This is a genomic window from Streptomyces sp. NPDC059895, assembly GCF_042731035.1.
Lineage (GTDB): Bacteria > Actinomycetota > Actinomycetes > Streptomycetales > Streptomycetaceae > Streptomyces.
In genome coordinates this window covers 18,891-32,297 of sequence record NZ_JBHWKO010000066.1, presented here as the reverse complement: position 1 = coordinate 32,297, position 13,407 = coordinate 18,891, and the positions used below count along the sequence as shown (strand labels likewise).

At 70.1% G+C, this 13,407-nt stretch carries 5 protein-coding genes, 1 tRNA gene and 1 rRNA gene; 6 read left to right on the top strand and 1 reads right to left on the bottom strand.

Features of this window, described 5'->3' with window-relative positions; translation table 11 throughout:
* The 3 genes from rrf to ACFV9M_RS38595 all read left to right on the top strand — a co-directional run.
* Positions 1-92 (top strand): 5S ribosomal RNA (gene rrf, locus ACFV9M_RS38605); the annotation flags it as partial.
* 114 nt (positions 93-206) lie between these two features.
* On the top strand, positions 207-869 hold the full coding sequence (locus tag ACFV9M_RS38600; protein ID WP_385064766.1) for a DegT/DnrJ/EryC1/StrS family aminotransferase: 663 nt from the start codon (positions 207-209) through the stop codon (positions 867-869).
* A 74-nt stretch (positions 870-943) separates the two neighbouring features.
* Positions 944-1,016 (top strand) — tRNA-Thr (locus ACFV9M_RS38595).
* Positions 1,017-1,069: 53 nt separating this feature from the next.
* On the opposite strand, the gene ACFV9M_RS38590 is transcribed toward ACFV9M_RS38595, so the two are convergent.
* Positions 1,070-3,811 (bottom strand): SpoIIE family protein phosphatase, encoded by a 2,742-nt coding sequence (locus ACFV9M_RS38590; protein WP_385064502.1) that lies wholly within the window; start codon positions 3,809-3,811, stop codon positions 1,070-1,072.
* A gap of 327 nt (positions 3,812-4,138) precedes the next feature.
* On the opposite strand from ACFV9M_RS38590, the gene ACFV9M_RS38585 reads away from it, so the two are divergent.
* The 3 genes from ACFV9M_RS38585 (at position 4,139) to ACFV9M_RS38575 (ending at position 13,405) form a co-directional block, all read left to right on the top strand.
* Positions 4,139-9,604, top strand: coding sequence for a HAMP domain-containing protein (locus ACFV9M_RS38585; protein WP_385064505.1), 5,466 nt, complete (start codon positions 4,139-4,141; stop codon positions 9,602-9,604).
* Positions 9,605-9,846: 242 nt separating this feature from the next.
* Complete coding sequence (locus ACFV9M_RS38580) at positions 9,847-10,533, top strand: two-component system response regulator (RefSeq protein WP_385064507.1); 687 nt, start codon at positions 9,847-9,849, stop codon at positions 10,531-10,533.
* 157 nt (positions 10,534-10,690) lie between these two features.
* Positions 10,691-13,405, top strand: a complete 2,715-nt coding sequence (locus ACFV9M_RS38575; RefSeq protein ID WP_385064510.1) for a DNA translocase FtsK — start codon at positions 10,691-10,693, stop codon at positions 13,403-13,405.
* The last annotated feature ends 2 nt before the right edge of the window (positions 13,406-13,407 follow it).

Sequence of the window (13,407 nt, the reverse complement as noted above, 5' to 3'; positions counted from 1 at the left end):
CGCCCGGTTACATTCCGAACCCGGAAGCTAAGCCTTACAGCGCCGATGGTACTGCAGGGGGGACCCTGTGGGAGAGTAGGACGCCGCCGAACAATCATTCAAAGGGTTGGGCTCTGAACTTCGGTTCAGAGCCCAACCCTTTTTTGTTTCCTGTCACTTGACGTTCATGTTCCGCGCCCAGCATCCACCGCATGGGTACTGCAGCAATGCTCAGGGCCGCAGGTGTCGGAATCGGAGACGAGGTCGTCGTGCCGGCCTTCGGGAACGTCGAAGTGGCCGAGGCGGTGACCCTGGCAGGGGCGTTCCCGGTGTTCGCCGACGTGGACCCGGTGACGTACTGCCTCGACGCGGACGCCGTCGAACACGCCGTCACCCACCGCACCGCGGCCGTCGTCGTGGTGCATCGGTTCGGGCGGCCGGCGGACATCGCGCGGCTGCACACCGTGGGGCAGCGGCACGGGCTCCTCGTACTGCAACAAGGGGAGTCCGAGGCGCCGTACGACGAGGTCGCGCGGCGCAGGGAGCGGGCCGCCTTCCTGGACACGCGGCTGCGGGGGGTGCGGACACCCGACGGCGGCGACGGACACACCTACCAGCAGTACGTCGTGCGGGTACCGGGCAACGGGAGGCCCGACCGGGACGCGTTCGCGCGCGCCCTCCGAGCAAAGGGAGTGGAGTGCCGGGTGCCGGTGAAGACCCCCCTGCACCGGCTGCCCGAGTTCCGGCGGTGCGTCTCCCTGCCGCAGACCGAACTGGCCGCCGACGAGACACTCGCACTGCCGGTGGACGCGTCGCTGACCAAACGGGACATGCAGCGGATCGTCGGCGCCTGCAACGCACTCGGCGGACTGCTCCGGGCCGCTGTCTGAACGAGTTTGGGAGTACGGCTTCGTTCGGGGTATGATCTATTCCGTTGCCGCAAGGGAAACCTCGAAAGCAACCGGCCCCTATAGCTCAGTCGGCAGAGCGTCTCCATGGTAAGGAGAAGGTCAACGGTTCGATTCCGTTTGGGGGCTCGAAAGAAATCCCCCCGCCCATCCGGGCGGGGGGATTTTTCATGCCCTTCCCCTCAGGCCACCCGCATCGCCAAAATGGCCATGTCGTCCGACGGGGCGTCCGACGCGAAGCGCTCCACCGCGCGCATGATGCGGGCCGCGACCGCGCCGGCCGTCAGACCCGTACACGTCGTCAGAACATCGGCCAGACCGTCGTCGCCGAGCATCCTCGTGCCCTCACGGCGCTCCGTCACACCGTCCGTCACACACAGCAGCACATCGCCCGGGTCGAGCGTGACCGTCTGCTCGTAGAGCTCCAGGTCCTCCATCACGCCGAGCAGCGGCTGGGGCTCGGCGGCCGCCTCGACCGTGCCGTCCTGGCGGAGGCGGAGGGGCAGCGGATGACCGGCACAGACCACCTTCAGTTCCGCGCTGCCGTCCTCCTGCGGGCGCATCTCGCCGTAGAGGAGCGTCAGGAAGCGGCTGCGGGCTCCCTCGTCGAGGATCGCGGAGTTCAGGCGCTCCAGGACCGCCGGGCCGCTGAGGCCCTCCCTCGCCAGCAGCCGCAGGGCGTGCCGGGCCAGGCCCGTCACCGCCGCCGCGTTCGGGCCCGTACCGCAGACGTCGCCGATGGCGAAACCGTAGGCGCCGTCGCTGATGGGGAAGATGTCGTAGAAGTCGCCGCCGACCTCGTTGCCCTCGCCGGCCGCGCGGTAGATGACCTCGACCTCGACACCGTCGATCTGCGGCAGCTCCGGCGGCAGAAGGCTGCGCTGGAGGGACTGGCTGATGGCCGTGCGCTCCGAGTACAGCCGGGCGTTGTCCAGGGCGAGCGCCGCTCGGCGGCTCAGATCCTCGGCCAGTTCCAGGATCTCCTGGCGGAAGTGTTCGTCGGTCGGCTTGCCCAGGGTGAGCATGCCGATGACGCGGTTGCGGGCCACCAGCGGCAGGACGACCGTCTCGCCGCCCACCGCCGAGGCCGTCGCCAGGGTCGGGCCGATGCCCGACGCCAGCTGGTGGGTCGGGCCGCCGGACAGACCCAGACTGCGCATGGAACTGCGCAGGGCCGCCTCGTGCGCGGCCTCGCCCGGGGCGGACCAGACACGGGCGCCCGGCGTGGGCACCGGGTCCGGCGGGGCGATCTTCGACAGCAACGACTTGATGCCGTCGATGAGTTCCTCGTCCTCGTGCAGGACGTAGGACAGGTACGGATCCGAGGCCTGGTCGGCGATCGTGTAGACAGCGCACCAGGTGGCGAGGGTGGGAACCGTCATCTGCGCCATCAGGGCCAGCGTCTGGTCGCGGTCCAGCGTCCCCGCCAGCAGGTCGGAGGCCTCGACGAGGAAGCTCAGGGAGCCGCGGCGCAGTCGCTCCAGCTCGCCCAGGCGGGCCGACTCGACCGCCAGCGCGATCCGGTCGGCGGCGAACTGGAGGCGCAGCGCCTCCTCGTTGGAGTATCTGCCCGGAGACTCCGCCGCGACGCCCAGGGAGCCGGTGAGACGGCCCTCGACCTTCAGCGGGACCGTCACCACCGAGCGCATGCCCGTGCCGTTCAGCAGCGGTACGGCGCCGGGAACCGCGAGGAGGTCCTCGTGGACGGCCGGCATACGGGCCGAGCCGTAGCGGCCGGGGCCCGCTTCGACGGGCACCCGCGCGAAACGCTGGCGCGCCGAGGGCAGGCCGGTGGAGGCGCGGACCTCCAGCTCCGTCTCGTCGTCGGTCGCGAGGAGGAGGAACGCCGAGTCGCCGTCGAGCATGTCACGGGCGCGCTCCACCGTGCGCTGGAGGAGACCGTCGAGGTCGTCCGGGGCGGGGGAGCCGATGAACACCTCGAAGGGGTCCGCGCTCTGGCCGTCGCCGGCGGGCGTCGAGTCGGCGGAGGCCGGGATGCGCGACGGTGTCTGCAGCACCGCGCGTTCGTGGTCGCGGACCAGGAGGCACACCGTGGACGGGTCGCCGTCGGTGTCGCGGACGCGCAGGTGCGAGGCGTACACCGGGAGCACGCGGCCGTTGGCGCCGCGGATGCCGTAACTGCCCTCCCAGCGGGAGAGCCGGAGGGCCTCGGCGATGCCGGTGCTGGTGCCGGGGGTGTGCGGCCAGGCGGCGAGGTCGGTGAGGGGCTTGCCGGTGACCAGGTCCGCCGGATAGCCGAACAGGTCCTCCGCGTCCTCGTTCCAGGACGAGATGCTGCCCGTACGGTCGATCTGGACGACGGCGACGCGGACCCGGCCGTCGGCGAGCGGGAGGAGGTCCGCGGGCAGGGACGGGCCGGCCGCGCGGGTGCCGACCGGGCGCTCGGGCAGGGCGATCTGGAACCAGACGTTCTTGTGGGTCGGTGTGTACTCCACGCCCCAGCGGCCGGCGATGGCCGCGCACAGCTGGAGGCCGCGGCCGCCCTCGCGGTCCGGGCTGCCCATGGAGGCGGGGGAGCCCTGGAGGGGGACCTCGCGCTCGGGATAGCGGTCGGCGACCTCGATGCGGACGCCGTCGTCCGTGCGCAGGCACAGGACGTCGGCGTGGGTGCCCGCGTGGACGACCGCGTTGGTCACCAGTTCGCTGGTGAGGACGACGGCGTCGTCGACGATGTCGGCGAACCCCCAGCCCTGGAGCGTGTCGCGGACGAAGGAGCGGGCGGTGGCGACCGACCGCCCCACGGGCTCGAAGCTGGCGGCCGCACGCGCGGTGATCACAGAACTCCTCGGCCGGTAGTCGACGTGCAGGGCTGCCCGGCCGTCCTGCTCCCGCCGCTGCTGCGGGAGCCTCTCCGACGGCCGGGGGTCCGGGGGCTGTGCCCCCGGGATCAGTCCGGTGGTCATGGTGCGGCCGCCCCTTCGATGCCCGCTCGTGCTCGTGCCACCGCCCAGACCGGACGGACCGGCGCGGCTGGACAGCCGCATGCAAGGTTACTTACCTTCCCCGTCCTCGCGGATGCCGGTCCGCTGTGATTCCGCCCCAAGGGTTGTGCGGACGATGTGCGAAGCTGCCGAACTGTTATGGCCTGGTTCGGGGAGGGTGAAACACTGGGCAGGCTTCTTGTGAAGGTCGGGCAGACTGGGTGTCTTCAGTGGACGGTGGGCAGCAGTGCCTCGGGCCTGCCTGATTTCATCGGGCACTAGGACGGACGACCCCTGCGGGAGGGACAAGTGGAGTCTGGCGCAGCGACGCGGGGCACTGAGACGCGCGCAAAAGGCGGACAGTCCCTGAGCAGGCGGCGCGCGTCCCGGGGCGGGACGACGACGGTGGACACGGCGGCCCTGAACCGCCTGCTGGCCGCCCTCGGGTCCATGCGGGACGGGAACTTCCGCAAGCGGCTCACCGTCTCCGGCGACGGAGTGATGTCGGAGATCGCGGCGGTCTTCAACGAGGTGGCCGACCGCAACCTGCATCTGACGGGTGAACTGGCGCGGGTGCGGCGGATGGTCGGACGCGAGGGCAAACTCACCGAACGGCTGGAGACGGGTGCCTGCGAGGGGTCCTGGGCGGCGGCCGTCGACAACTCGAACGCGCTCGTCGACGACCTCGTACGGCCCGTCTCCGAGGTCGGGCGGGTGCTGTCGGCGGTCGCCGAGGGCGATCTGTCGCCGCGGATGGAGCTGCGGACGCACACCCCGGAGGGGAGCGGGCATCCGCTGCGCGGGGAGTTCCTGAAGGTCGGGCGGACGGTCAACAACCTGGTCGACCAGTTGTCGACGTTCACCGACGAGGTCACGCGGGTGGCCAGCGAGGTGGGGACCGAGGGCAAGCTGGGCGGACAGGCCCAGGTGCGCGGGATGTCGGGTTCGTGGAAGGACCTCACGGAGTCCGTCAACACGATGGCGGAGCGGCTGACCGCGCAGGTGCGCGACATCGCGCTGGTGACGACCGCGGTGGCCAAGGGCGACCTGTCGCGGAAGGTCACCGTGCACGTCGAGGGCGAGATGCTGGAGCTGAAGAACACCGTCAACACGATGGTGGACCAGCTCTCGGCGTTCTCGTCCGAGGTGACGCGGGTGGCCCGTGAGGTGGGCACCGAGGGCATCCTGGGCGGTCAGGCGCGGGTGTCCGGTGTGGACGGGGTGTGGAAAGAGCTGACCGATTCCGTGAACACCATGGCCGGGAACCTCACGGCCCAGGTGCGGGGGATCGCGGAGGTCACGACGGCGGTCGCCAACGGTGACCTGTCGAGGAAGGTGACCGTGCCGGCGCGCGGTGAGGTCGCGCAGCTCGCCGAGACGATCAACCAGATGACCGAGACGCTGCGGATCTTCGCGGACGAGGTCACGCGCGTGGCCAACGAGGTCGGTGGCGAGGGGCGGCTGGGCGGGCAGGCGAACGTGCCGGGGGCCGCCGGGACGTGGAAGGACCTGACCGACTCGGTCAACACCGTCTTCCGGAACCTGACCACGCAGGTGCGGGACATCGCGGCTGTGACGACGGCGGTGGCCAACGGTGATCTGTCGCAGAAGGTCACCGTCGACGTGGCCGGCGAGATGCTGGAGCTGAAGAACACCGTCAACGGGATGGTGGACCAGCTGTCCGCCTTCGGTGCCGAGGTCACGCGGGTGGCCCGGGAGATCGGTGTCGAGGGTGAACTGGGCGGTCAGGCGCAGGTGTCGGGCGCGGCCGGGACGTGGAAGGACCTGACGGACTCCGTCAACACGGCGTTCAGGAATCTCACCGGACAGGTGAGGAACATCGCCCAGGTGACGACGGCGGTGGCCAACGGTGATCTGTCGCAGAAGGTCACCGTCGACGTGTCCGGTGAGATGGCGCAGCTGAAGAACACCGTGAACACGATGGTGGACCAGCTGTCGTCGTTCGCCGACCAGGTGACGCGGATGGCGCGGGACGTGGGCACGGAGGGCCGGCTGGGTGGTCAGGCCCGGGTGGACGGGGTGTCGGGCACGTGGAAGGAACTGACGGACTCCGTCAACTCGATGGCGGGGAACCTCACCTCACAGGTGAGGAACATCGCGCAGGTGACGACGGCGGTCGCGCGCGGTGATCTCTCGCAGAAGATCGACGTGGACGCGCGCGGGGAGATCCTGGAGCTGAAGAACACCATCAACACGATGGTCGACCAGCTCTCCGCGTTCGCCGACCAGGTGACGCGGGTCGCGCGCGAGGTGGGGACGGACGGGCGGCTCGGCGGTCAGGCGCAGGTGCCCGGTGTGGCCGGTGTGTGGCGGGACCTGACCGACTCGGTGAACGGCATGGCCGGCAACCTCACGGCCCAGGTGCGCAACATCGCGCAGGTCGCCACCGCGGTGGCCCGGGGCGACCTGTCCCAGAAGATCACCGTGGACGCGCGCGGGGAGATCCTGGAGCTGAAGAACACCCTGAACACGATGGTGGACCAGCTGTCGTCGTTCGCCCAGGAGGTCACGCGGGTGGCCCGTGAGGTGGGTACGGAGGGGCAGCTCGGCGGTCAGGCCGAGGTGCAGGGTGTCTCCGGCACCTGGAAGGACCTCACGCAGTCGGTGAACTTCATGGCGAACAACCTGACCATCCAGGTGCGTCAGATCGCCGAGGTCACGACCGCGGTCGCCAAGGGCGACCTGTCGAAGAAGATCACCGTGGACGCCAAGGGCGAGATCCTCGAACTGGTCACCACCGTCAACACGATGGTGGACCAGCTGTCGTCGTTCGCCGAGCAGGTGACGCGGGTGGCCCGTGAGGTGGGCACCGAGGGCATCCTGGGCGGTCAGGCGCACGCGTCGGGCGTCACGGGCATCTGGAAGGACCTCACCGACAACGTCAACCTGATGGCCAAGAACCTGACCATGCAGGTGCGCAACATCTCCCAGGTGGCCGCGGCCGTCGCCAACGGTGACCTGACGCGGACGGTGACGATCGAGGCGCGCGGTGAGGTGGCGCAGCTCGCTGACACGTTCAACACGATGGTGAAGACGCTGAGTTCCTTCGCCGACCAGGTCACCAAGGTGGCCCGTGAGGTGGGCACCGACGGCATCCTGGGCGGGCAGGCGCATGTGCCGGGTGTGGCGGGGACGTGGAAGGACCTCACCGAGTCGGTGAACCAGATGGCGTCCAACCTGACCGGTCAGGTGCGCAACATCGCCATGGTGACGACGGCCATCGCCAAGGGCGATCTGACGAAGAAGATCGACATCGATGCGCGCGGGGAGATCCTGGAGCTGAAGACGACCATCAACACGATGGTCGACCAGCTGTCGTCGTTCGCCGAGGAGGTCACGCGGGTGGCCCGTGAGGTGGGCACCGAGGGGCAGCTCGGCGGGCAGGCGCGGGTGCGTGACGTCGACGGCACCTGGCGGGACCTGACGGAGTCGGTGAACGAGATGGCCGGGAACCTGACCCGGCAGGTGCGGGCCATCGCGCGCGTGGCGACCGCGGTGACCCGCGGCGACCTGAACCTGAAGATCGACGTGGACGCGTCCGGGGAGATCCAGGAGCTCCAGGACTACATCAACAAGATGATCGCCAACCTGCGCGACACCACGATCGCGAACAAGGAGCAGGACTGGCTGAAGGGCAACCTCGCGCGCGTGTCCGCTCTGATGCAGGGGCGGCGCGACCTGGCGGACGTGGCGTCGCTCATCATGAGCGAGCTGCCGCCGCTGGTGGCCGCGCAGCACGGCGCGTTCTTCCTGGCGATGCCGCCGGCCGACGGCAGCGCGGACCAGTACGAGCTGCGGATGCTGGGTTCGTACGGCTATTCGATGGGGTCCATGCCGACGTCGTTCCGGCCGGGTGAGGCGCTGGTGGGGACGGCGGCCGAGGAGAAGCGGACGATCCTCGTCTCCAACGCGCCGAGCGGCTATCTGAAGATCTCCTCCGGGCTGGGCGAGGCGCCGCCCGCGCAGGTGATCGTGCTGCCGGTGCTGTTCGAGGGCAAGGTGCTCGGGGTGATCGAGCTGGCGTCGTTCACGCCGTTCACGCAGATCCAGAAGGACTTCCTCAACCAGCTCGCCGAGATGATCGCGACGAGCGTCAACACCATCTCGGTGAACACCAAGACGGAGCAGCTGCTGAAGCAGTCGCAGGAGCTGACCGAGCAACTGCGCGAGCGGTCGGCCGAGTTGGAGCAGCGGCAGAAGGCCCTCCAGGCGTCCAACGCCGAACTGGAGGAGAAGGCCGAGCTGCTGGCCCGGCAGAACCGCGACATCGAGGTGAAGAACACCGAGATCGAGGAGGCGCGGCAGGTCCTGGAGGAGCGCGCCGAGCAACTCGCCGTGTCGATGCGCTACAAGAGCGAGTTCCTCGCCAACATGTCGCACGAGCTGCGCACGCCGCTCAACTCGCTGCTGATCCTGGCCAAGCTGCTCGCCGACAACGCGGACTCCAACCTGACGCCCAAGCAGGTCGAGTTCGCCGAGACGATCCACGGCGCCGGGTCCGATCTGCTCCAGCTGATCAACGACATCCTGGACCTGTCGAAGGTCGAGGCGGGCAAGATGGACGTCTCCCCGACGCGTATCGCGCTGGTCCAGCTCGTCGACTACGTGGAGGCGACGTTCCGGCCGCTGACCGCGGAGAAGGGCCTGGACCTGTCGGTGCGGGTGTCGCCGGAGCTGCCGGCGACGCTGCACACCGACGAGCAGCGGCTGTTGCAGGTGCTGCGCAACCTGCTGTCCAACGCGGTGAAGTTCACCGACTCCGGCTCGGTCGAGCTGGTCATCCGGCCCGCCGGGGCGGAGGTGCCGGTGCCGATCCGGGAGCAGTTGCTGGAGGCGGGTTCGCTGCACGATCCGGACGCCCCGCTGATCGCGTTCTCGGTGACCGACACGGGTATCGGGATCGCGGCCAGCAAGATGCGGGTGATCTTCGAGGCGTTCAAGCAGGCCGACGGGACCACCAGTCGCAAGTACGGAGGTACCGGCCTGGGGCTGTCGATCTCGCGGGAGATCGCGCAGCTGCTGGGCGGTGAGATCCACGCGCAGAGCGAGCCGGGGCGCGGCTCGACGTTCACGCTGTACCTGCCGCTGCACCCGAGCGAGCTGCCGCCGCAGGGCTACCAGCAGGTGGTGCCCGCGCTGGAGGCCGGGGACCTGGTGGCGTCGGAGAACGGCGTGGGCGAGCTGTCGGAGCTGTCCGACGTGGAGATCGAGACGCCGGCCGAGGTGAAGTCGTACCACGAGACGCAGAACGGTCCGGCCGCGCTGTTCCGGCGCCGGCGCCGCTCGGTGGCCGGGGGCGAGCCGACGGTGGGGCGGCCGGAGCAGTGGGCGCCGGTGGGGCACGAGGCGGCGTCGCAGGGGCACCGGGGCATCCGGTTCGGCGGTGAGAAGGTGCTGATCGTCGACGACGACATCCGCAATGTGTTCGCGCTGACCAGTGTTCTGGAGCAGCACGGACTGTCGGTGCTCTACGCGGAGAACGGCCGCGAGGGCATCGAGGTGCTGGAGCAGCACGACGACGTGGCGGTCGTTCTGATGGACATCATGATGCCCGAGATGGACGGGTACGCGACGACCACGGCGATCCGCCGGATGCCGCAGTTCTCCGGGCTGCCGATCATCGCGTTGACGGCGAAGGCGATGAAGGGCGACCGGGAGAAGGCGATCGAGTCGGGTGCCTCCGACTACGTGACGAAGCCGGTCGACCCCGATCATCTGCTGACCGTGATGCGGGAGTGGATGCGGCAGGAGTGACGGGAATCCTCCGGGGAGGCGGGAAGGTGCCGACCCGGGGTGGTCACGGCGGTGTGGGGCGGTGGGATCCGGGGAACCTTCTGGTCTCCTGCCGCGTTCCTGCTATGTGCACAGTGACATCACGGTGACAGGGTGTGGCGACGGTCGGGGTGGGGCTACCATGACCGGCACAAGGAAGGGCGGCGCAAAGGAGTCGTCCCAAGGGGCGGCGCCCGGCACTGCCGGGGCGAGGAGGGCGGGCCATGGTGCAGAAGGCCAAGATCCTCCTGGTCGATGACCGGCCGGAGAATCTGCTGGCGCTGGAGGCGATCCTCTCGGCGCTCGATCAGACGCTGGTACGGGCATCGTCCGGGGAAGAGGCGCTCAAAGCACTGCTGACGGACGACTTCGCGGTCATTCTGCTGGACGTCCAGATGCCGGGAATGGACGGTTTCGAGACAGCCGCCCACATCAAGCGGCGGGAGCGGACGAGGGACATTCCGATCATCTTCCTCACCGCGATCAACCACGGTCCCCACCACACCTTCCGCGGGTACGCGGCGGGGGCGGTGGACTACATCTCCAAGCCGTTCGATCCGTGGGTGCTGCGCGCGAAGGTCTCGGTTTTCGTCGAGCTGTACATGAAGAACTGCCAGCTGCGGGAGCAGGCGGCTCTGCTGCGGCTCCAGTTGGAGGGCGGTGGCGCCAAGGCGGCGGTCGGCGGTGCCAAGGAGTCGCCGGGGCTGCTCGCGGAGCTGTCCGCGCGGCTGGCCGCCGTGGAGGAGCAGGCGGAGGCCCTGTCCAAGCAGCTGGACGACGAGTCGGCGGACGCGGCCGCGGTGGCCACGGCGGCGCACCTGGAGCGCAAACTCACCGGCCTGCGACGGGCCCTGGACGCCCTGGAGCCGGGGACGGGCGGCGGTGCGGCGTCGGTGCCCTCGCAGACCTGAATCCCATCGGCGGGCGGGGTGCCGGGAGTTGCGGATGAGCGGGCGTCAGGGTCCCGCCTGAGCGCGCGTCAGCTTCACGCCCCCGCCGGGACGACACGAACGGGTGAAGCAGTGTGCACGCGTGTCCGCTGTCGTCTCCCCCGGTAATCTCACCTCCATGGCCTCACGTCCCTCCGCAGCCAAGAAGCAGCCCGCCAAGAAGGCGGCCGCTCCCGCGAAGGCCGCGGTGAGGAAGGCCGCCGCGAAGAAGGCCCCGGCGAAGAGGGCGCCCGCCAAGAAGGCCGTGGCGAAGAAGCCCGCGCCCAAACCGGCGCCCAGTCCCACCGGGGGCGTGTACCGGCTCGTACGCGCCGTCTGGCTGGGCCTGGCGCACGCCGTGGGCGCCGTGTTCCGCGGCATAGGGAACGGCGCCAAGAACCTCGACCCCGCCCACCGCAAGGACGGCGTGGCGCTGCTGCTGCTCGGCGTGGCCCTGATCGTCGCCGCGGGTACCTGGGCCGATCTGCGCGGGCCGGTCGGCGATCTGGTCGAGATCCTGGTGACCGGTGCCTTCGGCCGCCTCGACCTGCTCGTGCCGATCCTGCTCGCCGTCATCGCCGTGCGCTTCATCCGCCACCCCGAGAAGCCCGAGGCCAACGGGCGCATCGTGATCGGCCTGTCCGCACTCGTCATCGGCGTCCTCGGCCAGGTCCACGTGGCGTGCGGCTCGCCCGCCCGCAGCGGGGGCATGCAGGCGATACGGGACGCGGGCGGTCTCATCGGGTGGAGCGCGGCGACGCCGCTGACGTACGCCATGGGCGAGATCCTCGCCGTACCGCTGCTGGTGCTGCTCACGGTCTTCGGGCTGCTGGTGGTCACCGCCACGCCCGTCAACGCCGTCCCGCAGCGGCTGCGGCAGCTCGGGGTGCGGCTGGGCCTGCTGCGCGATCCCGAGGCGGACGCGTACGGCGCGTACGAGGACGACGACGCGCGCTACGACGAGCAGTGGCGCGAGGCGCTGCCCGCGCGCCCCCGTCGGCGCTCGAGCGCCCCGCAGGCGTACGACCCCGAGGGCGCCGAGCAGGAGGCACTCTCGCGGCGGCGCGGCCGGCCCCGGCGTTCGGCGGTGCCGCAGCCCGCGATGGACCGGCAGCCGGACGCGGTGGACATCGCCGCGGCCGCCGCGGCCGACCTCGACGGCGCCGTGCTGCACGGCATGCCGCCCTCGCCGGTCGTCGCCGACCTCACCCAGGGCGTGAGCACGGGCGACCGCGAGCCGACCGCGCCGGTCCCGGCCCCGGCCGCGCGCCCCCGGCAGGAGAAGCCGAGGACCGGGGTGGTGCCCGACCTCACCAAGTCCGCCCCCGCGGAGCCGCGCGACCTGCCGCCGCGCGCCGAGCAGCTCCAGCTCTCCGGCGACATCACCTACGCGCTGCCCGCGCTCGACCTGCTCACGCGCGGGGGGCCGGGCAAGGCGCGCAGCGAGGCCAACGACGCGATCGTCGCCTCCCTGACGACCGTCTTCACCGAGTTCAAGGTCGACGCCGCCGTCACCGGCTTCACCCGCGGCCCCACGGTCACGCGCTACGAGGTCGAGCTCGGCCCCGCCGTGAAGGTCGAGCGGATCACCGCGCTGACGAAGAACATCGCCTACGCCGTCGCCAGCCCCGACGTGCGGATCATCAGCCCGATCCCCGGCAAGTCGGCGGTCGGCATCGAGATCCCGAACACCGACCGGGAGATGGTCAACCTCGGTGACGTGCTCCGACTGGCGGAGTCCGCGGAGGACGACGACCCGATGCTGGTCGCCTTCGGCAAGGACGTCGAGGGCGGGTACGTCATGCACTCGCTGGCGAAGATGCCGCACATGCTGGTGGCCGGCGCGACCGGCTCCGGCAAGTCGTCCTGCATCAACTGCCTGATCACCTCGATCATGATGCGGGCGACCCCCGAGGACGTCCGGATGATCCTCGTCGACCCCAAGCGCGTGGAGCTGACCGCCTACGAGGGCATCCCGCACCTGATCACGCCGATCATCACCAACCCCAAGCGGGCCGCCGAGGCGCTCCAGTGGGTCGTGCGCGAGATGGACCTGCGGTACGACGACCTGGCGGCGTACGGCTACCGGCACATCGACGACTTCAACCGCGCCGTGCGCGAGGGGACCGTCAAGCCGCCGGAGGGCAGCGAGCGCGAGCTCCAGCCGTACCCGTACCTGCTGGTGATCGTCGACGAGCTGGCCGACCTGATGATGGTCGCGCCGCGGGACGTCGAGGACGCGATCGTGCGGATCACCCAGCTCGCGCGCGCGGCCGGCATCCATCTGGTGCTCGCCACGCAGCGGCCGTCCGTCGATGTCGTCACCGGTCTGATCAAGGCGAACGTGCCCTCGCGGCTCGCGTTCGCCACCTCCTCGCTCGCCGACTCGCGGGTCATCCTCGACCAGCCCGGTGCCGAGAAGCTGATCGGCAAGGGCGACGGGCTGTTCCTGCCGATGGGGGCGAACAAGCCGACCCGTATGCAGGGCGCGTTCGTCACCGAGGCCGAGGTCGCGGCGATCGTGCAGCACTGCAAGGACCAGATGGCGCCCGTCTTCCGGGACGACGTCACCGTGGGCGGCAAGCAGAAGAAGGAGATCGACGAGGACATCGGCGACGACCTGGACCTGCTGTGCCAGGCGGCCGAACTGGTCGTCTCCACGCAGTTCGGGTCGACGTCCATGCTCCAGCGCAAGCTGCGCGTCGGCTTCGCCAAGGCGGGCCGGCTGATGGACCTCATGGAGTCGCGGGGTGTCGTCGGGCCGAGCGAAGGTTCGAAGGCTCGTGACGTTCTTGTGAAACCCGACGAGTTGGACGGCGTGCTCGCGGTGATCCGAGGGGAAACTGAAGGATAGTC